This is a genomic window from Streptomyces sp. WAC 06738 (assembly GCF_003945505.1).
Lineage (GTDB): Bacteria > Actinomycetota > Actinomycetes > Streptomycetales > Streptomycetaceae > Streptomyces.
Map to the genome: position 1 here is coordinate 1,112,688 of NZ_CP029618.1, position 19,475 is coordinate 1,132,162.

Annotated in this window: 17 protein-coding genes; 12 read left to right on the forward strand and 5 right to left on the reverse strand. The window is 73.8% G+C overall.

Annotated elements, in window-relative coordinates; all coding sequences use genetic code 11:
- Positions 1–9: 9 nt before the first annotated feature.
- Both DMB38_RS04545 and DMB38_RS04550 read right to left on the reverse strand, forming a co-directional pair.
- Entirely contained in the window at positions 10–999 is a 990-nt protein-coding gene (locus DMB38_RS04545; protein WP_125934055.1) for a nitroreductase family protein, read from the reverse strand.
- Positions 1,000–1,167: 168 nt separating this feature from the next.
- On the reverse strand, positions 1,168–1,806 hold the full coding sequence (locus DMB38_RS04550; protein WP_206337643.1) for a TetR/AcrR family transcriptional regulator: 639 nt from the start codon (positions 1,804–1,806) through the stop codon (positions 1,168–1,170).
- Positions 1,807–1,882: 76 nt separating this feature from the next.
- Between DMB38_RS04550 and DMB38_RS04555 the strand changes: the two genes are divergently transcribed.
- Complete coding sequence (locus DMB38_RS04555) at positions 1,883–3,358, forward strand: cytochrome P450 (protein ID WP_125934056.1); 1,476 nt, start codon at positions 1,883–1,885, stop codon at positions 3,356–3,358.
- Here DMB38_RS04555 and DMB38_RS04560 read toward each other — a convergent pair.
- The gene (locus DMB38_RS04560) at positions 3,347–4,438 is read right to left on the reverse strand and encodes a DUF6777 domain-containing protein (RefSeq protein WP_125934057.1); all 1,092 of its coding nucleotides are present in this window, start codon (positions 4,436–4,438) and stop codon (positions 3,347–3,349) included. The genes DMB38_RS04555 and DMB38_RS04560 overlap by 12 nt on opposite strands.
- Positions 4,439–4,632: 194 nt before the next feature.
- On the opposite strand from DMB38_RS04560, the gene DMB38_RS04565 reads away from it, so the two are divergent.
- On the forward strand, positions 4,633–5,040 hold the full coding sequence (locus DMB38_RS04565) for a DUF1992 domain-containing protein (RefSeq protein WP_125934058.1): 408 nt from the start codon (positions 4,633–4,635) through the stop codon (positions 5,038–5,040).
- A gap of 383 nt (positions 5,041–5,423) precedes the next feature.
- A complete protein-coding gene (locus tag DMB38_RS04570; protein WP_125934059.1) occupies positions 5,424–7,211 on the forward strand; it encodes a sulfatase-like hydrolase/transferase in 1,788 nt (595 codons plus the stop codon).
- Between the two features lie 60 nt (positions 7,212–7,271).
- On the opposite strand, the gene DMB38_RS04575 is transcribed toward DMB38_RS04570, so the two are convergent.
- Positions 7,272–9,014: a pyruvate dehydrogenase gene (locus DMB38_RS04575; RefSeq protein ID WP_125934060.1), complete on the reverse strand. Its 1,743-nt coding sequence runs from the start codon at positions 9,012–9,014 to the stop codon at positions 7,272–7,274.
- A 167-nt stretch (positions 9,015–9,181) separates the two neighbouring features.
- On the opposite strand from DMB38_RS04575, the gene DMB38_RS04580 reads away from it, so the two are divergent.
- Positions 9,182–10,372, forward strand: a complete 1,191-nt coding sequence (locus tag DMB38_RS04580; RefSeq protein ID WP_125934061.1) for a thiolase family protein — start codon at positions 9,182–9,184, stop codon at positions 10,370–10,372.
- A gap of 26 nt (positions 10,373–10,398) precedes the next feature.
- Here the strand turns inward: DMB38_RS04580 and DMB38_RS04585 are convergent, their stop codons facing one another.
- Positions 10,399–10,818, reverse strand: a complete 420-nt coding sequence (locus DMB38_RS04585) for a hypothetical protein (RefSeq protein ID WP_125934062.1) — start codon at positions 10,816–10,818, stop codon at positions 10,399–10,401.
- A gap of 104 nt (positions 10,819–10,922) precedes the next feature.
- On the opposite strand from DMB38_RS04585, the gene DMB38_RS04590 reads away from it, so the two are divergent.
- The 8 genes from DMB38_RS04590 to DMB38_RS04625 all read left to right on the forward strand — a co-directional run bounded on the left by DMB38_RS04590 (position 10,923) and on the right by DMB38_RS04625 (position 19,452).
- Positions 10,923–11,846 (forward strand): LLM class F420-dependent oxidoreductase, encoded by a 924-nt coding sequence (locus DMB38_RS04590; RefSeq protein WP_125934063.1) that lies wholly within the window; start codon positions 10,923–10,925, stop codon positions 11,844–11,846.
- A gap of 68 nt (positions 11,847–11,914) precedes the next feature.
- On the forward strand, positions 11,915–12,427 hold the full coding sequence (locus DMB38_RS04595; RefSeq protein ID WP_125934064.1) for a nucleotidyltransferase domain-containing protein: 513 nt from the start codon (positions 11,915–11,917) through the stop codon (positions 12,425–12,427).
- Complete coding sequence (locus DMB38_RS04600; RefSeq protein ID WP_240661971.1) at positions 12,424–12,579, forward strand: hypothetical protein; 156 nt, start codon at positions 12,424–12,426, stop codon at positions 12,577–12,579. The genes DMB38_RS04595 and DMB38_RS04600 overlap by 4 nt, the downstream gene beginning before the upstream one ends.
- A gap of 159 nt (positions 12,580–12,738) precedes the next feature.
- Positions 12,739–14,370, forward strand: coding sequence for an ABC transporter substrate-binding protein (locus DMB38_RS04605; RefSeq protein WP_164715924.1), 1,632 nt, complete (start codon positions 12,739–12,741; stop codon positions 14,368–14,370).
- 42 nt (positions 14,371–14,412) lie between these two features.
- Positions 14,413–15,372: an ABC transporter permease gene (locus tag DMB38_RS04610; RefSeq protein WP_125934065.1), complete on the forward strand. Its 960-nt coding sequence runs from the start codon at positions 14,413–14,415 to the stop codon at positions 15,370–15,372.
- Positions 15,372–17,390 carry a dipeptide/oligopeptide/nickel ABC transporter permease/ATP-binding protein gene (locus DMB38_RS04615; protein ID WP_125934066.1) on the forward strand — a complete coding sequence of 673 codons (2,019 nt, stop codon included), beginning with the start codon at positions 15,372–15,374 and terminating at the stop codon, positions 17,388–17,390. The genes DMB38_RS04610 and DMB38_RS04615 overlap by 1 nt, the downstream gene beginning before the upstream one ends.
- Positions 17,387–18,526 (forward strand): ABC transporter ATP-binding protein, encoded by a 1,140-nt coding sequence (locus tag DMB38_RS04620; protein ID WP_125934067.1) that lies wholly within the window; start codon positions 17,387–17,389, stop codon positions 18,524–18,526. The genes DMB38_RS04615 and DMB38_RS04620 overlap by 4 nt, the downstream gene beginning before the upstream one ends.
- Positions 18,523–19,452 carry a dihydrodipicolinate synthase family protein gene (locus DMB38_RS04625; RefSeq protein WP_125934068.1) on the forward strand — a complete coding sequence of 310 codons (930 nt, stop codon included), beginning with the start codon at positions 18,523–18,525 and terminating at the stop codon, positions 19,450–19,452. Before DMB38_RS04620 ends, DMB38_RS04625 begins: the two co-directional genes overlap by 4 nt.
- The last annotated feature ends 23 nt before the right edge of the window (positions 19,453–19,475 follow it).

A 19,475-nucleotide genomic window follows, 5' to 3' on the forward strand; every position in this document is an offset into this window, starting at 1 on the left:
GGCCGGCGCTCAGATGATCTCCATGACCTCCGAGAGCGGCCGGCGCGGCGTCGTCGGGCCGCGGGGCCCGTAGCCGATGCGCAGCACCATCTGGACCTGGCCGACGTCGGTCAGCGGGTCGCGGACGAGCGCGCGCAGGTCGGACCACTCCAGCGCCTCGCTCGTCAGCGAGACCGCGAGCCCGGCGCGGGTGGCCGTGAGCAGCACGCGCTCCAGTGCCTGGCCCGCGCGCAGCCACTCGGGCGGGCTGTCGTGCGCGGTGCCGAGCAGGGCGATGTTCGGCACGCTCTCGAAGGGGGCGCTGGTCCGGCCGGGCGGCTCGGTGCGGCCGCCGAAGTCGCGCATCGGGGCGGTGCCGCCGCGGCGCCGGGGGCCGTAGGCGTAGCCGGGGACGCCCTCGTCCGCGGTGTCCGGCCACGGGTGCGTCCAGCGGGCCAGCTCCTCGGCGCGGTCGGGCGTCTCGGCGTCGCGCACCTCGGCGTCCTGCACCAGCTCCAGCAGGGACGCCGCGTGCCAGGCGTCGGGGAACACCAGCTTCGCGCCCTCGGTACGCGCCGCCTCGACGAGGTCCGCCAGGTCGGCGGGCGGTACGGGCCTCTCCGCGAACGGCCAGCGGCTGGAGTGCCGGCTGGGGATCTGCTCCGCCAGCCCGGCGAGCGCCGCGTCGGTCTCCTCGCCGGGCTCCGCGCCGGTGAGCCGGACGGAGGCGAGCAGCAGCGGCTCGTGCTCGGCCGGGAGCAGCTCGGTCCTGGTCCGCCAGCCGGCGGCGGCCGCGGCGGCCCGCAGGTTGCACAGGGCCGCGCCGCAGCCGACGTGGAGGGAGCGATGCTCGGGGTCGGCGGCGGGCATGGCGCGCTCCATGTCGGCGCGCATCTCGACGGTGCGGTGGCCGAGGTGGCAGCGGAAGTGCCACGGCTGTGCGTTGTGCATGGAGGGCGCGGCGGTCGCGGCGTGTACGAGTTCCGCGGCCCCGGTGGCGTCCAGTGCTCGCGCGGCCATGCTCACCAGCGTAGGGCCGCTGCCCGCGGCTCACGAGTCGAGCGGCGGCGGGCCCGCGGGTACCGCCCGGCGGCCCACGTGGGCGGCGCCAGGATCCGCGGGGGCGAGGTCCGCGCCGGCCCGGTCCGCGGCCGCCGTGCGGCGGGCGGCCCCGGCGGGCCGCGGCGCCTAGTCCCCCCGCGCGCCCTCCAGCGCCCCGAGCAGCGCCCGGGTGCACACCTCCCGGACCTCCGCCCGCGACGGCTCCCCGCGCTCCAGCCAGTCCAGGACCGCCGCCGTGACGAACGCCAGCCAGCCGTGCACCGCCAGCCGCAGCGCCGCGGGCGCGGGCCCGTCGATCAGCCCGGCGGCGGCCTGGGCGTCGAGCACCGCGACGATCCGGCGCTCCTGCTCGGCGAGGAGCTGCTCGTGGATCTCGTGGATCTCCCGGTCCCCGGTGGCCGAGGCGCGGTGGAAGGCGCGCAGGCCGCGCGCGTGCTCCTCGGCGTAGCGCAGGTACGCCTCCAGGCCCTGCTGGACCTGCCGGCCTACGGGGGTGTCCGGGTCCGGCTCCGTCATGCGCAGCAGGTGCTCGCCTTCGTGCCGGATGACGGCCGCGTAGAACTGCCGCTTGGTCGGGAAATAGTGGTACAGCAGCCCGCGCGAGACGCCGGCGCGCTCGGCGACCGCCTCGATCCACACGTCGTCGAAGGGCCGCTCGGCGAAGAGTTCGGCGCCGATCCGCAGCAACTGCCGGCGCCGTTCCTCGGTGCCCATGCGGGTGCGCGGGCGCCCCGTCCGCGTACCCCGAGCGCCGGAACGAGCCATCGCGCCACCTTACTTGACACCGGTTCAGCACTGCCGCACGCTGCTTACTGAATCGAGTTCAATAAGGGAGGGCACGATGGCGACGCCGTTCTTACGCACCCGTCCCGCACCCTGGCCGGAGCTGAGCCGCATCCCCCGCCCCCGCCACCGGCTGCCGGTGGTGGGCGACGTCTTCGGCCTCGACCCCGGCACGCCCGTACAGGACTCGCTGCGGCTGGCCCGGGAGCTGGGGCCGATCTTCCGGCGCAAGATCTTCGGGCTGGAGATCGTGGTGGTCTCCGGCGCGGACCTGGTCGCCGAGCTGGCGGACGAGTCGCGGTTCACCAAGCGCGTCGTGCTCGCGGTCTACAACCTGCGCGAGGTGGGCGGCGACGGCCTCTTCACCGCGCACGGCCACGAGCCCAACTGGCAGCTCGGCCACGACATCCTGGCGCCCGCCTTCACCCGCGAGGCGATGGAGCGCTACCACCCGGTGATGCTCGCGATGGCCTCCCGGCTCACCGCCGCCTGGGACGCGCACGCCGCCGCGGGCACCGCGGCCGACGTCTCCGCCGACATGACCAAGCTGACCCTGGAGACCATCGCCCACACCGGCTTCGGCTACGACTTCGGCTCCTTCGAGCGCACCGAGCAGCACCCCTTCGTCGCCGCCATGGTCCGCTCCCTGCGCCACGCCCAGGGCGCCGACGTGCCCCGGCCGTTCAGCCCGGTGAGGAACCGCGTTCCCGGCCGCCGCGGCAGCGCCGACGCCGCGTATCTCACCTCCGTCGTCGACAGGGTCGTACGGGAGCGCACCGCGCGCGCGGAGCCGGAGGCGCAGGACCTGCTCGGGCTCATGCTCCACACCCGCCATCCGCGCACCGGGGAGCGGCTGTCGCCGGAGAACATCCGGCACCAGATACTGACGTTCCTGGTCGCCGGGCACGAGACGACCTCGGGCGCGCTCTCCTTCGCGCTGTACTACCTCTCCCGCCACCCCGAGGTGACGGCCCGCGCCCGCGCCGAGGTGGACCGGGTGTGGGGGCCGGCCGGGGATCCGTCGTACCGGCAGGTGAGCAAGCTGCGCTACGTGCGCCGGGTGCTGGACGAGTCGCTGCGGATGTGGCCCACGGCGCCCGCGTTCACCCGCGCCGCCCGTACGGACACGATGCTGGGCGGCGTCCACCCGATGCGGGCCGGCGCGTGGGCCCTGGTGCTCATCCCGGCCCTGCACCGTGACCCGGCTGTCTGGGGCGAGGACGCCGACCGCTTCGACCCGGACCGCTTCCTGCCGGAGCGGGTACGGGCCCGGCCCGGTCACGTCTTCAAGCCCTTCGGCACCGGCGAACGGGCGTGCATCGGGCGGCAGTTCGCGCTGCACGAGGCGACCCTCGTGCTGGGGCTGCTGCTGCGCAGGTACGAACTGCGCGCCGACCCCGGCTACCGGCTGGACATAGCCGAGCGGCTGACGCTGATGCCGCGCGGGTTCACGCTGGCGCCGGTGCGGCGCCGGCCCGCCGCGCCCCGGACGGCGCCGGGCACCGCGGCGGAGCCGGCGGGGTCACCGGGCTGACGCGCCCGACGACTCGCCCGCGGAGACGCGCTCGTGGTCCTCTTCCTCGTCGATGCCGCCGGGCAGCGGCGGGGCGGTGCTCGGCTCCCCGGACTCGGTGCCGGGTCCCTCGGACGGGCCCTCGGTGGTCGGCCCGGGACTGCCCGTGGGCTCGGTGCTGGGGCTGTGGGAGCCGCTGGGCGACGGCGGGTTGAAGTGGTCCCGCGGCGGCTGCGGCAGCTTCCGGTCCTCGCCGGGGCGCGCGCCGACGGGCCGCTCGAACCAGAGGTCGGTGTTGACGTCCACGATGACGAGCCTGGACAGTGCCTGCTGCGCCGGGGTGACCACGACGGTCCGCGAGGGCCGGTAGCCGCGCCAGCCCGTGCCGCCGTAGCGGTCGTTGCCGCTCAGCTTCTCCGGCGCCGTCAGCGGGCTGCCGCTCGCGCACCGCACCCGCGGTACGCCCTTGTCGTCGACCATCACCGCGGTGCCTGCCTGGAGCACCGACTGGAACGGGCTCGCCTCGCGGTGCGCGAAGCCGTGGCCGGTGAGGCGGGTGTCGGAGCGCAGCAGGACGGAGGTGAGTTCGCGCAGGAAGCCCGGCAGGTCCCCCTCGTCGACCCGCAGGGTGCGGGCGAACGCCGCCTGCTTGTCGGCGTCGCGGCCGAGGAAAGCGATCTGCTTGTCGACGTCGCAGCTCGCGACGTTCCGTACGCCGCCGTACAGCCCGGCCTTCCCGCCCGGCACCGACTGGTGCCTGCTCGGCTCCGCCGGCGGCGGGCTGTCGGGCGGCGCGGCGGTGCGGGAGGGCGACGGCGCGGCACCGTCGGGCGTCGCGGTGCTCGGGGTGAACGGGTCGTGCCCGCGGTCGGCGACGGGCTGCAGCACCAGCTCGGCCGCCGCGTCGGCGGCGGAGGCGCTGCCGCCCTGCCCGGGCAGGGCGCAGGACGCGGCGGTGACCGAGAGGGCGAGGACGGCTGCCGCGGCGCCGGCGAGGTGCGCGGAGCGCGGCAGCCGCGAGAGCCGCGGCGTGGGGCGCGCGGGGCGCGGGGCACGGCGCGGCGGCAGCGGTGCACGGCGCGCGGAACGCAGACGGGGCACGTGGGTCTCCCTCTCGGGGGGCCGGATGGACACCTTCCGAGGCCATTGTCTGAATTGTTACCAAGGTGTGCGCAAGCTGAGAGCCGCCATCGGCGCGACGCCGCCCGCGCGCCGCGGGCCGGGACGCCGCCGGTACCGTTGAGGTGGGAGAACGGCCGATCGGCGACCGCCGCGAGCGGAAGGGAGCACCGCGCATGACCGAACGCAAGCCGCCGGGTGTGAGCTTCGAGTCCTGGATCGACCGGCAGATCCGGGAGGCGGCGGAGCGCGGCGAGTTCGACGACCTCCCGGGCAAGGGCAAGCCGCTCGCGGATCTCGACCGGCCGTACGACGAGCTGTGGTGGGTCAAGGCGAAGATGGCGCGCGAGCAGTTGTCCGCGCTGCCGCCCTCCCTCGCCGTCCGCAAGGAGGCCGAGGCCGCGCTCGCCGCCGTGACCAGGGCGCGGAGCGAGCGGGAGGTGCGCGAGATCGTCGCGGAGGTCAACGAGAAGATCCGCGCGGCGCACCGCGCCCCCGCCGTCGGCCCGCCGCTGAAGCTCGCCCCGCTGGACGCCGACACGCTGGTGCGGGAGTGGCGTGAGGGACGCGAGGGACGCAAATAGCGCCTCCCGAGCGACCGGAGGCTGGGCCTCCGCGAGCCCCCAACGCGCGCGGGAGCGTCGATCGTTGGTGGTAGGGTCCCCCTCGAAACGTCAAGCCGTACGCAAGCGCACGGGGTAGACGCAGTCCGGGGGGAACTGATCCGTAGGTCACCCCTGCGCGGCCATTCGCCGTCCCGACCAGACGGCGCGGCAGTCGGACGCCCGGCCATACCCGGACACGGGCGTCTCGCACCGCTTCCGGCCCGGATTCCGCCACGGCGGACCCGGCAGCCGGACCCGTTCACCCCCGGGTGACGCGGCCCCGGGACACTGCGTGCCCGCCCCGCCACCGCCTCCGGACGGCGCTGTTCATCGGCACCAGTCGTCCGAGAGGGGGGAGCCGGTTGACCACCCGACGGCAGTTCCTCGCGGCCGCGGCCGCGGGCGTCGGCGGCGCGGCCCTGACCCCCGCCCCGCTCGCCGCCGCGCCGGGCAGCCCGCGCGGCGACCGCCCCAACATCGTGCTGATCGTCGCCGACGACCTCGGCTACGGCGAGCTGGGCTCGTACGGCCAGCGGCTCATCCGCACCCCCCACCTGGACCGGCTCGCGGACGAGGGACTGCGGTTCACCGCCGCGTACGCCTCCGCGCCGGTCTGCGCGCCGTCGCGCGCCTCGCTGCTGACCGGCCTGCACAGCGGCCGGGCCCGGGTGCGGGAGAACCCGATGCGCGGCATCCAGCCCTCCATCGGCGACGCCGACACCACGGTCGCCGAGCTGCTGCAGGCCCGCGGCTACCGCACGGCGTGCATCGGGAAGTGGGGCTTCGGCCCCGAGGAGCCGGACCAGCACAGCCACCCCAACTACCGGGGCTTCGAGGAGTTCTACGGCTATCTGACGCACCGGCACGCGCACTACTACTTCCCGCAGTACCTCTGGCACAACAGCCGCCGCGTCCCGCTCGCGGGCAACGGGGACGGCGGGCGCGGCACGTACGCGCCCGAGCAGTTCTCCCGGCGCGCCCTGCAGTTCATCCGCAGCCACGCCGAGGAGCCGTTCTTCCTCTACCTCTCCCCCAACGTGCCGCACGCCCCGAGCACCGTGCCGGACACCGGCGAGTACAGCGACACGGACTGGAAGCCGGAGGACAAGGGACACGCCGCGCAGGTCGCCAACTTCGACCGGATGGTCGGCCAGGTGATCGAGGAGCTGTACGCGCGCCGCATCGCCGAGGACACCGTGGTGATCGTCACCAGCGACAACGGCCGGCACGAGGAGGGCGGCGTGACGCCGGCGCTCTTCCAGCGCGAGCAGGGGCTGCGCGGCTACAAGCGGAACCTGTACGAGGGCGGCATCCGGGTGCCGCTCATCGCCTGGTCCCCGTACCGCATCCGGCGGGGCGTCGTGAACCGGCCGACGCCCCACATAGACCTGCTGCCCACCCTCGCCGAGCTGGGCGGCGCCCCCGCGCCCCGGGACGTCGACGGGCTCTCCCTCGCCCCGCTGCTCACCGGCACCGGGCCCGCGCCCCGGCACGAGTTCCTGTACTGGTACCGCAACGAGCGGGCCTCCACGCCCCTGGCTCGCGCCGCCGACCACGACCGGATCGGCCGGATCTCCGAGGCGGTGCGCGCCGGAGACTGGAAGGCGGTGCGCTTCGCGCCCGGCAAGGACCGCAGGGCCCCGGACGACCGCTGGCAGGTGGAGCTGTACAACCTGGCGGACGATCCCGCCGAGTCCGTCGACCGGGTCGCGGACCGGCCGGACATCGCCGCCCGGCTGGTGCAGGTCATGCGGCGGGAGTGGCGCGACACGTACGACCGCGAGCCCTTCGGCGTACGCATCGCCGCCCCGCCCTACGCCGAGCCGGGCCGGGTGCTGACCGTCACCGCCACCCTGCACAACGGGTCGGGCAGCCCGTGGACCGAGCCGCGGGTGCAGTTGCAGGTCCCCGAGGGCTGGAAGGTGCGCGCCGCGACCCGCAGGCCGCGCGGCCGGCTTGCGCCGGGCGCCGAGGTGGTCACCCGCTGGCGGGTGACGCCGCCGAAGGGCGCCCCCGCGGGCCGCTGGGAGCTGCGCGCGCGGGCCGCCGCGCGGTGCGCGGGCGCGCCGCTGACGTACCGCACGCGGCAGGCGCTGCTCACCCCGCCGGCGAAGGGCGGCTACTTCGGCGACCTGCCCTGGCTGACCTGAGGGGCCCGTGCCGTACGGACCGGGCGGCGCCCGGCGCGTACGGCACGAAGGGCCGCGCGGTCAGGGGCGGGGGATGTTGCGGAGGTTGGAGCGGGCCAGGTCGAGCATCGTGCCGACGCCGCCCTCCAGCACCGTGCGCCCGGCGGCCAGCGCGAAGCCGCGTACCTGCTCCAGCGTGATCCGCGACGGGATCGAGAGCGCGTTGGAGTCGGTGATGAGCTCGACCAGTGCGGGGCCCTTCGCCGCCAGCGCCTCCCGCAGCGCGCCCTCGATCTCGCCGGGCTTCTCCACCCGCCAGGCGGGGATGCCGACGCCGCGGGCGATCGCGGAGAAGTCGACCTTGCTGTGGTCGGTGCCGTACGCGGGCAGGCCGTCGACCAGCATCTCCAGCTTGACCATGCCGAGCGAGGAGTTGTTGAACAACACGGTCTTGACGGGCAGGTCGTGCTGCTTGACGGTGATCAGCTCGCCGAGCAGCATGCCGAGGCCGCCGTCGCCGGAGAGCGAGATGACCTGGCGGTCGCGATCGGCGCTGGCGGCGCCGATGGCGTGCGGCAGGGCGTTGGCCATGGAGCCGTGGGTGAAGGAACCGATGACGCGGCGGCGGCCGTTGGGCGTGAGGTAGCGGGCGGCCCAGACGTTGTTCATGCCGGTGTCGACGGTGAAGACGGCGTCGTCCGCGGCGAGCGTGTCCAGCAGCCGGGCGGCGTACTCGGGGTGGATCGGGACGTGCTTGTCGACGTTCGAGGTGTACGCCTCGACGACCTTGGTGAGCGACCGCTCGTGCTTGCGCAGCGTGGCGTCGAGGAAGCGCCGCTCGCGCTTCTCGCGCAGCAGCGGCTGCACCGCGTCCAGGGTGGAGGCGACGTCGCCGTGGACGGCGACCTCCAGCGGCGTACGGCGGCCGAGGCGGGTGGCGTCGATGTCGATCTGGACGGTCTTGGCCTGCGGCAGGAAGGCGTCGTACGGGAAGTCGGTGCCGAGCATCACGACGAGGTCGGCGTCCTGGAGCGCGTCGTAGCAGGCGCCGTAGCCGAGGAGGCCGATCATGCCGACGTCGTACGGGTTGTCGTACTGGATCCACTCCTTGCCGCGCAGTGTGTGCCCGACGGGCGCCTTGACGGTCTCGGCGAGCCGCATCACCTTCGCGTGCGCCCCGCGGACGCCCGCGCCGGCGAAGAGGGCGACGCGGTCGGCGCCGTTGAGGGCGTCCGCGAGCTCGCGCACGGTCTGCGGGTCGGGGACGATGGCGGCCGGGCGGGCGCAGGGGACGGTGTGCCCCGTGGGGTTGGCGGCCGGCTTGTCGGCGATGTCGCCGGGGAGGACGAGCACCGCGACCTCGTTGGCGCCGACGGCGTGCTGGGCGGCGATCCGGGCGATGCGGGGCATCTGCTCGGGCTGGGAGATCAACTGGCAGTAGCCGGACGCCTGGTCGAAGAGCTTCTCCGGGTGGGTCTCCTGGAAGTAGCCGCTGCCGATCTGGGTGGACGGGATGTGCGAGGCGATGGCGAGGACGGGGGCGCCGCTGCGCTGGGCGTCGAACAGGCCCTGGATGAGGTGGGTGTTGCCGGGGCCGCAGGAGCCGGCGCAGGCGGCGAGTTCCCCGGTGACCTGCGCCTCGGCGGCGGTGGCGAAGGCGCCGGCCTCCTCGTTCTGCACGTGGATCCACTCGATGGCGCCGCCGCTGCGGCGGATGGCGTCGACGAGCGGGTTGAGGCTGTCGCCGACGACGCCGTAGATGCGCTTCACCCCGTACTGGAGCAGGACCTCCACGAGCTGGTCGGCAACCTTGGCACTGCTCATCGCGCTCTCCTCGCGTCGGCTTCGCGTCGTCCGGGACAACGTGTTCGATCGTAAGCGATCACCGTGGAAGTGGGCGGATGGTACGTCGCGGGGCATCCTGGCCGCGGAGCGGGCGCGCGGGCTATAGTCCGAAACTAGCACCGCTAGTTTCGATGGGGAGGCCCGCCGTGCGCACCGTCCACTTCGCCGCCGCCCGCCGCACGCCGATCGGGAAGCTGCGCGGCTCGCTCTCCGCCGTACGCCCCGACGACCTCGCCGCGGGGGTGATCCGCGGGCTCCTCGACGGCGTTCCCGCGCTCGACCCGGCCCGTATCGACGACGTCTACTGGGGCGCCGCCAACCAGGCGGGCGAGGACAACCGCAACGTCGCCCGCATGGCCGCCCTCCTGGCCGGCCTGCCCGAGTCCGTCCCCGGCGCCACCCTCAACCGGCTCTGCGCCTCCGGCCTGGAGGCCGTCACCACCGCGGCCCGCGCCATCGCCGCGGGCGAGGCGGACGTGGTGCTGGCCGGCGGCTCGGAGTCGATGAGCCGCGCGCCGTTCGTGCTGCCCCGGCCGGACGAGGCGCTGCCGCGGGCGATGGCGACGGCCGACACCCGGCTGGGCTGGCGGCTGGTCAACCCGCGGATGCGGGACCTGCACGGGCTGCTCGCGATGGGCGAGACCGCGGAGGAGGTCGCCGGGAAGTACGGGGTGGGGCGGGCCCGGCAGGACGAGTTCGCGCTGCGCAGCCACCGGCGGGCCGCGGCGGCGCGGGCGGCGGGCCACTTCGACGCGGAGCTGCTGCCGGTCGCACGGCCCGAAGGTGCCGCTCCGGTGACGGCGGACGAGTGCATCCGGGAGGACACCTCGGCCGCGCAACTGGCGAAGCTGAAGCCGGTGTTCCGGGAGGGCGGCAGCGTGACCGCGGGCAACTCCTCCCCGATGAACGACGGGGCCGCGGCGCTGCTGCTGGTGAGCGAGGAGGCGCTGGCGGAACTGGGCCTGGAATCCCTCGGCCGGTACGCGGCCGGCGCCTCGGCCGGCGTCCACCCCGACGTCATGGGCATCGGCCCGGTGCCGGCGACCCGCAAGGCGCTCGACCGGCTGGGCTGGTCGGTGGCGGACGTGGAGACGGCCGAGCTGAACGAGGCGTTCGCGGCGCAGTCGCTGGCGTGCGTGGACGAGCTGGGACTGGACCCGGAGGCGGTCAACCCGGACGGCGGGGCCATCGCGCTGGGCCACCCGCTGGGCTGTTCGGGTGCGCGGATCCTGACGACGCTGCTGCACCGGATGGCGCGTACGGGCGCGCGGCGGGGGCTGGCGACGATGTGCGTCGGGGTGGGGCAGGGCTCGGCGGTGCTGGTGGAACGGGCCTGAGACCCGGCCCGGCGCCGCGCGGGGCGCTACTCCGCCACGCCCTTGGCCGCCCAGGTCTCCCAGTCCGACGGCGGGTTCCCGAGCACGGCCGCCCGGCGCCGTGACGCCGCCTCCTCGTCGGTGTGCAGCGCGTGCGCCAGCCGGCCGGTGCCCTCCCCCGACTCGGCGAGCGCGCGGATCACCGCGTCCCGCGTGCCCTCGACCCGGGGCGCGATGCGCTCCAGGTCGCGCAGGGCGGAGTACCAGTCGCCCGGGATGGGCGCGGGGCGGCCGGCGTCGCGGGAGTTGACGCCCGTACGGAGCATGCCGAGGGCCCACAGGCAACTGTCGACGATCTCCGCCAGCAGCCGCACCTCGCGGGTGAGCACCCTGGTCTCCTCGGGAGTCAGCCGGACCGTGAACTCCAGTCCGTCGTCCCCTTCCGGCGCGCGGTAGACGACCGTCATCCTGACCCCCTAGCGGCATGCCCGGGCAGTGCGGTGACTGCACTCTATGCACCGCCGACGTGCCCCGGGAAGCCGCAGGGCACGGCTGACGCACAATGGCTCCCATGGATCTCCGCATCTTCACAGAACCACAGCAGGGCGCCTCGTACGACACCCTCCTGACCGTGGCCCGCGCCACCGAGGACCTCGGCTTCGACGCCTTCTTCCGCTCCGACCACTATCTGAAGATGGGCGACGTGAGCGGCCTGCCCGGGCCGACGGACGCCTGGGTGACGCTGGCGGGCCTGGCCCGCGAGACCCGCCGGATCCGGCTCGGCACGCTGATGACCGCCGCCACGTTCCGGCTGCCGGGGCCGCTGGCCATCCAGGTGGCGCAGGTGGACCAGATGTCCGGCGGGCGGGTCGAGATGGGTATCGGGGCGGGGTGGTTCGAGGACGAGCACACCGCGTACGGGATCCCGTTCCCGAAGGAGAAGTTCGCCCGGCTGGAGGAGCAGCTCGCGATCGTGACGGGGCTGTGGGGCACGCCGACCGGCGAGACCTTCAGCTACTCCGGCACGCACTACGAGCTGCGGGACTCCCCCGCGCTGCCGAAGCCGGTGCAGGCGCCACTGCCGGTGCTGATCGGCGGCATGGGCCCGAAGCGCACCCCGGCGCTGGCCGCCCGCTACGCGGCGGAGTTCAACGTGCCGTTCAGCTCGGCGGCGGACACCGAGCGGCAGTTCGCCCGGGTCCGCGAGGCGGCCGAGGCCGCCGGCCGGACGCCGTCCGACCTGGTCTACTCCAACGCGCTCGTCGCCTGCGTCGGCAAGGACGACGCGGAGGTGGCGCGCCGGGCGGCGGCCATCGGCAGGCAGGTGCCGGAGCTGAAGGAGAACGGCCTGGCCGGCACCCCGGCGGAGGTGGTCGAGAAGCTCGGCCGCTACGCCGCGGCCGGCTCGCAGCGCTTCTACCTCCAGATCCTCGACCTGTCCGACCTGGACCACCTGGAGCTGATCGCCGCCGAGGTGCTGGCGCAGGTGTCGTGACCCGGGGGCGGCGGCCAGGACCGTAAAACCCCTGGCGGGCGGCGGCGGGGCCCGGCGAGGATGGCCGGGTGGAGCGCGGCGGACCGCTGGTCGGGAAGCACACCATCCTCGCGGTGGTGGCGGGTTCGCGCGCCTTCGGCCTGGCGACGCCGGCATCCGGCACCAGCCGGTGCGGGGTGTACGTCGCGGCGACGGAGTGGTTCCGGCGGCTGGAGAAGCCGCCGGCCCACTGGGAGGGGCCGCTGCCCGAGCAGTTCGGCCGGGAGGTGGAGCGCTGCCGCGCGCTCGCGCTCGACGGGAATCCGGACCTGCTCGAAGTGCTCCCCTCCCCACCGGTCGAGCCCCGCACGCCGCGCGGCGCGGAACCGCGTGAGATCCGCCCGGCGTTCCTCTCCCGGCAGGTCCACCGCACGTTCGGCCGCGGCGAGCCGACCTGGGACCACGTGACCGCGTGGACCGCGGAGCCGGCCACCCGCCTCGACAGTGCCCTGCCCGCGAGCCCCCTCCCGGAGTCCCCGGACCAGCCCCGCGTCGAGTCCTGGCGCACCTCGGTCCGCCACCGCAACCTCCCCACTCCATGACCCCCGGCCCGTCGGGCGCCACGGCCGGCGCTCCCGGCGCAGGACGGCCGGAGGCGGACGTACTCGCGCTGCACCGTGCCCTGGACGACGCGCCGGAAGGGCGCGCGGAGCCGGGGGAGATCGTCGTCGACGCCCGGCTCGGTCGTGGTTGACACCGGATAACGCTTGCCGCCGACCTCTTGACCTTCCTCCCGGCCAACTTCTATGTTCACCGCCAAGAGGTAGAACGTAGGACCTCCCACGACCCCGCCTTTCCCCGGGACAGGGACAGGCGCGGCGCCATCTCCTTGTTTTCCCCTCCTGGAGGCACCGTGAGCGACGTATCACCAGAGCCGGGCGTCGACCGCCGGCGAGTGCTGCAGTACGGCGGGGCGCTGAGCGCCTTCGGCGTCATGGCGCCGGCGCTGGCCGCCTGCTCGGGAGGTCCGGACTCGACCTCGGACACCGGCGGGGGCGGCGGCGGGGACTCCGTCACCGCCGTCATCGGGTACGGCAACGACCAGAGCTGGGACCCCACGCTGACCGCGTCCGCGTTCTCCGTGGCGGCCAACCACCACATCTTCGAGGGGCTGCTCGACACCGACCCCATCACCCGCGAGCCCTACCCCGCGCTGGCGACCGAACTGCCCGCCGACACCGGCGCCGAGACCTGGTCGTTCACCCTGCGCTCCGGGGCCACCTGGCACGACGGCAAGCCGGTCACCGCCGACGACGTGGTGTTCACCTTCGACCGGATACTCGACACCAAGACCCAGACCCTCGCCCACGGATTCTTCGCCGGCTGGCTGAAGGAGGTGAAGAAGACCGGGGACGACACCGTCGACCTGGTACTCGCCTTCCCCTTCCCGGACGGGCTGTCCCGGCTCACCCTGGCGAAGATCCTCCCCAAGCACATCCTCGGCAAGTCCGGCGCCTGGAAAGACCTCGACACCGGCCTGCCCGAGGTCACCGTGGGCTCGGGCCCGTACAGGATGACGGCCAACCAGCCGCTGTCGAACACCTCCTTCGAGGCGTACGCGGACTACAACGGCCCGCGCAAGGCGAACTTCAAGAAGATGAACTGGCTCTCCATCGTGGACGCCGCCCCCCGGGTCGCGAAGATCTCCGGCGAGAGCGCCGGCGCGCAGATCTCCGACAACATCCCGTACGCCAACGTGAAGCAGTTGGAGCAGGACGGCCTCACCGTCGAGGGCGGGGCCGGCATGAACCACATGTTCCTGCTCTTCAACACCGAGCGGGCGCCCTTCGACGACGTACGCGTGCGCCAGGCGCTGCACTACGCCATCGACACCGACAAGATGATCGAGGCGGGCCTGAAGGGCTACGGCAAGGCCGCCAGCTCCTTCCTCGACGAGGGCAACCCCACGTACCGCAAGGCCAAGACCGTCTACGGCTACGACCCGGACAAGGCCAGGGCGCTGCTGGAGGACGCCGGGGTCAGCGGGCTGAAGGTGACGCTCATGGCGTCGACCGTGAGCTGGATCGCGGACTGCATCCCGACCATCAAGGAGTCCTGGGACGCCATCGGCGTGGAGACCACGCTCGAACCGCAGGAGACCTCCGCCCTCTTCACCAAGCTGGACCAGAAGGCGAACTACCAGGTCGTCGCCTCCGCCTCGAACCCCAACCAGCTCGGCATCGACGCGGATCTCATCCTCCGCTACAACTACACGGCCGAGAACGTCTGGATGGACTACGCCCGCTGGTCCCAGGCCTCCGAGGCCAAGCAGTTGTTCCGGCTCATGGACGCGGCCACGCGCGAGCCGGACCAGGAGAAGAAGAAGCAGATGACGCAGGAGTACCTGGACGTCATCGCGGAGAACGCGGTCATCTACCCCGTGGTCCACACCGAGCTGGTCACCGCCTGGGACGACGGCAAGATCACCGGGATCCAGCCGCAGCCCTACCCCGGCATCAACCTCCTCAAGGCCAAGCCCGCGTAGGGCGGGGCCGTCACGGTCAGTCAAGGCTAGGAGCTCACGTACGTGGCCCAGATCGCCAGGATGCTGCTACGCCGCATCGCCCTGCTCGTCCCGCTGATGCTCGGGATCGTGCTGTTCGTCTTCCTCGTCATGCGCTTCTCGGACATCGACCCGGCGGTGGCGAACTTCCAGGGTGCCAACCCCACCGAGCAGCAGCTTGAGGAGTACCGCGAGGAGCACGGGCTCAACGACCCCCTGCCCGTCCGCTACGCCGCCTTCGTCGGCGACCTGCTCAAGGGCGACATGGGGCTCAGCGCGCTCAACGGCCGGCCGGTCATCGACCAGGTGACCACCGCGCTGCCCCTGACCATGCAGCTCACCTTCCTCGGGCTCGCCCTCGCGATAGTGCTGTCGGTGCTCTTCGGGGTCACGGCCGCGATCTACCGCGACCGCATCCCGGACCAGGTGATCCGCATCGTCTCGCTGATCGGCGTCGCCGCGCCCGCCTTCTGGGTGGCGCTGCTGCTGATCCAGTACCTGGCGGTGGACTGGGGGTGGTTCCCCTCCGGGGGGTACGTCAATCCGGGCGACTCCTTCACGGGCTGGCTCAAGACCATGACGCTGCCGGCCGTCGCGCTGTCGCTGCACGTCGCCGCGCAGCTCACCCGCATCGTCCGCACCGCGGTGGTGGAGGAGCTGGACAAGGACTACGTGCGCACGGCGATCGGCAGCGGGCTGCCGCCGGTCGTCGTGGTCGGCCGCAACGTGCTGCGCAACGCCCTGGTCAACCCGCTGACCGTGCTCGGCCTCCGGGTGGGCTATCTGCTCGGCGGCGCCGTCGTGATCGAGACGATCTTCTCGCTGCCCGGCATGGGCACGTTGATGATCAACGCGGTGAAGAACGGCGACCCCGCGGTGGTGCAGGGCGTGGTGCTGACCGTCGCCGTCGCCTTCGTCGTCGTCAACCTCGTCATCGACATCCTCTACCTGCTGGTCAACCCCCGACTGAGGAGTGCCGCCTGATGCTCGCCACCCTCGGGGGCCGCCAGAAGCTCGCGGAGCGGCTGTCCCGGCCCGGCCTGCGGCTCCGCGGGCTCGGCCGGCTGCCCTGGACGTCCCGGATCTCGCTGGGCCTGCTCACCCTGGTGGTGCTGGTCGCGGTCTTCGCGCCGCTGCTCGCCCCGCACGACCCGCTGGACCAGCAGGCGCAGGCCGGCGGCACCGGACACCCGTCCGCCGGCCACTGGATGGGGCAGGACAGCCTCGGCCGCGACATCCTCAGCCGGCTGATGTACGGGGCCCGGTGGTCGCTGATCATCGGGCTGGGCGCCACGCTGCTCGCGCTGGTCGCCGGGGCGGTGCTCGGGGCGATCGCCGCCACCTCCCGCAAGGCGGTGGACGAGTTCGTCATGCGCTGCCTGGACATCGTCATGGCGTTCCCGGGGATCGCGCTGGCCGCGGTGCTCGTGGCCGTCTTCGGCGGCAGCATCCCGGTGCTGGTGTGCGCCATCGCGTTCCTGTACGTGCCGCCGATCGCGCGCGTCGTCCGGGCCAACGTGCTGGATCAGTACGGCGAGGACTACGTGACCGCGGAACGGGTCATCGGGGCCCGTACGCCGCACATCATCGTCAAGCACGTCGCCATCAACTGCGCCGCGCCGATCCTGGTGTTCTGCACCGTGCAGGTCGCCGAGGCGATCGTCTTCGAGGCGTCGCTGTCCTTCATCGGCGCGGGCGTCCGCCCGCCGGACCCGTCCTGGGGCAGCGTCATCGCGGACGGCAAGAACATGGTGCTGCTCGGCGGCTGGTGGGCCACGGTCTTCCCGGGCCTGCTGATGCTGCTGACCGTGCTGGCGCTCAACATCCTCTCCGAGGGCATCTCGGACGCCTGGGCGGCGCCCGCCTCCCGGCGGTCCGAGAGCGTGGCGGTGAAGGAGGCCGGCGCCGAGGACCGGATCGAGGCCGCCGCGCCCGGCACCGGCAAGGTGCTGGAGCTGCCGGGTCTCGCCGAGGCCGCGCGCAGGCTGCGCGAACGGGCCCGGCCGTTGCCCGGCGGCGAGCCGGTGCTGGCGGTGAGGGACCTGGCCATCGGCTTCGACCAGCGGCACGCGGGCGTGGACATCGTCGACGGCATCAGCTTCGACGTCAGGCCCGGCGAAGTCCTCGGCCTCGTCGGCGAGTCGGGCTGCGGCAAGTCGCTCACCGCGCTGACGGTGATGGGCCTGGAGCCGGCGGGCGCGCGGGTGCGCGGCAGCGTCGTCTTCGACGGCCGGGAGCTGGTCGGCCTGCCGATGCGGGTACGCCGCAAGCTGCTCGGCCACGAGATGGCGATGATCTACCAGGACGCGCTCAGCTCGCTCAACCCGGCGATGACGATCCACGCCCAGCTCAAGCAGTTGATCCGGCGCGGCGGTACGCGTACCGCGACCGAACTGCTGGAGCTGGTGGGCCTCGACCCGGGCCGGACGCTGCGCAGCTATCCGCACGAGCTGTCCGGCGGGCAGCGGCAGCGGGTGCTCATCGCCATGGCGCTGTCGCGCAACCCGAAGCTCATCGTCGCCGACGAGCCGACGACCGCGCTCGACGTCACGGTCCAGGCGCAGGTCATCGAGCTGCTGCTGCGGCTGCGCGAGGAGCTGGGCTTCGCGCTCATCCTGGTCAGCCACGATCTGGCGCTGATCTCCGACGTCACCGACCGGGTGGTCGTCATGTACGGCGGGCAGATCGTCGAGACCGGCGTCACCGCCGACCTCGTCGAGGCGCCCTCCCACCATTACACCCGCGGGCTGCTGGGCTCGGTGCTGTCGCTGGAGTCGGCCCAGGAGCGGCTGACGCAGATCCGCGGCGTCGTGCCCTCCCCGGCCGACTTCCCGGCCGGCTGCCGGTTCGCCGACCGCTGCCCGATGGCGAGCGCCGCGTGTCGGGACACCGCGCCGGAACTGGTCGGCGAGGAACGCAAGCACGAGGTGGCGTGCCACCACCCGGCGGTCGAACCGGCGGTCGCCGCCGCGGGCGAGGCGGAGAAGGAGGCGCTGCGATGAGCGCGAAGGACAGCGGCGGGCCGGGGCCGGTCGGCGAGCTGGCGAGCGAGTCCCTGGTCGGGGGCGAGGGGCTGGTCGAGGGCGGCGGTGCGCCGCCGCCGCTCATCACCGTACGGGACGCGCACGTGGTGCACCGGGCGCGCACCGGGGGCCTGTTCGCCCGCGACCGGGTGTACGCGCTCACCGGTGCGGACCTGACGATCGCCGCGGGCGAGACGGTCGGCGTGGTCGGCGAGTCCGGCTGCGGCAAGTCGACGCTGGCGAAGGTGCTGGTCGGGGTGGAGGAACCGACGGCGGGCACGGTGGAGTTCCGGGGCCGCGACATCTGGAAGATGGACGGCGGCGAGCGGCGTGCGGCCATCGGCACCGGCACGGGCATGATCTTCCAGGACCCGTCGACCGCCCTCAACCGGCGGCTGCCGATCCGGCAGATCCTCCGCGATCCGCTCGACGTGCACCGCCGCGGCACGGCCGCCCAGCGCACCGAGCGGGTCCGGGAGCTGATGGCCCTCGTCGGCCTGCCGCCGGTGCTCGCTGACGCGCTGCCGGGCCAGTTGTCCGGCGGCCAGCGGCAGCGGGTGGCGATCGCCCGGGCCCTGGCGCTGGAGCCGGACCTGGTGGTGGCGGACGAGCCGACGTCCGCGCTGGACGTGTCCGTACGGGCGCAGATCCTCAACCTGCTGCTGGACCTGAAGGAGCGGCTGAACCTGGCGCTGGTCTTCGTCTCGCACGACATCCAGACGGTGCGGCGGATGAGCGACCGCGTCATCACCATGTACCTGGGCAGGATCGTGGAGGAGGCGCCGGCCGTCGCGCTGGGCTCCGGCGGCGACTCCCCGGCGGAGCACAGCACGGACACCGCCCGGCACCCCTACACGCGGGCACTGTTCTCGGCGACGCCGGGGCTCCTCGACCCCATCGACCCGATCCCGCTCGTCGGCCCCGTGCCGTCGGCGACCCGGCCGCCGAGCGGCTGCCCGTTCCGTACCCGGTGCTGGAAGGCCACGGCGGAGTGCGCCGCGGCCATGCCGGAGGTCACGCAGGCGGCGCAGTCCCACCGGTTCCGCTGCCACCATCCGGTGGCCGCCGGGGAGAGCACCCGTGATCTCGTGATCCAAGCGAAGGAGAGCGCATGACCCGTCCCACCCACCTGACCGGCGTCGTACCGCCCGTCTGCACCCCCCTGACGCCGGACGCCGAGGTGGACACCGCCTCGCTGATCAGGCTGGTGGACTTCCTCGTGGCGGGGGGCGTCGACGGGCTCTTCGTGCTCGGCTCGTCCTCGGAGGCCGCCTACCTCAGGGACGAGCAGCGCAGGGCCGTGGTGGACACGGTGGTACGGCACGTCGGCGGCCAACTGCCCGTGCTCGCCGGCGCGATCGACATGACGACGCCGCGCGTGCTCGACCACGCCCGCAGCGCGCTCGACGCCGGCGCGGACGCGCTCGTCGTCACCGCCCCGTTCTACACCCGCACCCACCCGGCGGAGATCGACCGGCACTTCCGCGAGGTCGCCGGCCGCACCGGCGCGCCGGTCTACGCCTACGACCTGCCCGTGTCCGTGCACACCAAGCTCGGCCACGACCTGGTGCTCCGGCTCGCCGCCGACGGGGTGCTGGCCGGGCTGAAGGACTCCAGCGGCGACGAGACGGGGCTGCGCCGCGTCATCGTCGGCGTCCGGGACGAGGTCGCGGGCTTCTCCGCCCTGACGGGCTCCGAGACGATGGTGGACAGCGCGCTGGCGATGGGCGCCCACGGCGTCGTCCCGGGCCTGGGCAACGTCGACCCGCACGGCTACGTGCGGCTGTACCGCAGCGCGCGGGAGGGCGACTGGGAGTCGGCCAGGACCGAACAGGAGCGGCTGCTCGCCCTCTTCGGGATGGTGAGGAGCGGCGACCCGGCGCGGATGGGCATGAGCTCGTCGGCGCTCGGGGCGTTCAAGGCGGCCCTGCATCTGCGCGGCGTCATCGACTGCCCGGCGACGATGCTGCCGCAGATCCCGCTGGACACCGAGGAGGTACGGCGGGTGGAGAAGCACCTCGCCGCGGCGGGGCTGCGCTGACGGGGCTCCGGTGCCGTACGCCG

Bases quoted from the DNA above. Each gene is read 5' to 3' on its own strand.
- DMB38_RS04545 (WP_125934055.1), bottom strand. From the start codon at position 999: ATGGCCGCGCGAGCACTGGACGCCACCGGGGCCGCGGAACTCGTACAC.
- DMB38_RS04550 (WP_206337643.1), bottom strand. From the start codon at position 1,806: ATGGCTCGTTCCGGCGCTCGGGGTACGCGGACGGGGCGCCCGCGCACC.
- DMB38_RS04555 (WP_125934056.1), top strand. From the start codon at position 1,883: ATGGCGACGCCGTTCTTACGCACCCGTCCCGCACCCTGGCCGGAGCTG.
- DMB38_RS04565 (WP_125934058.1), top strand. From the start codon at position 4,633: ATGACCGAACGCAAGCCGCCGGGTGTGAGCTTCGAGTCCTGGATCGAC.
- DMB38_RS04575 (WP_125934060.1), bottom strand. From the start codon at position 9,014: ATGAGCAGTGCCAAGGTTGCCGACCAGCTCGTGGAGGTCCTGCTCCAG.
- DMB38_RS04585 (WP_125934062.1), bottom strand. From the start codon at position 10,818: ATGACGGTCGTCTACCGCGCGCCGGAAGGGGACGACGGACTGGAGTTC.
- DMB38_RS04590 (WP_125934063.1), top strand. From the start codon at position 10,923: ATGGATCTCCGCATCTTCACAGAACCACAGCAGGGCGCCTCGTACGAC.
- DMB38_RS04600 (WP_240661971.1), top strand. From the start codon at position 12,424: ATGACCCCCGGCCCGTCGGGCGCCACGGCCGGCGCTCCCGGCGCAGGA.
- DMB38_RS04615 (WP_125934066.1), top strand. From the start codon at position 15,372: ATGCTCGCCACCCTCGGGGGCCGCCAGAAGCTCGCGGAGCGGCTGTCC.
- DMB38_RS04620 (WP_125934067.1), top strand. From the start codon at position 17,387: ATGAGCGCGAAGGACAGCGGCGGGCCGGGGCCGGTCGGCGAGCTGGCG.
- DMB38_RS04625 (WP_125934068.1), top strand. From the start codon at position 18,523: ATGACCCGTCCCACCCACCTGACCGGCGTCGTACCGCCCGTCTGCACC.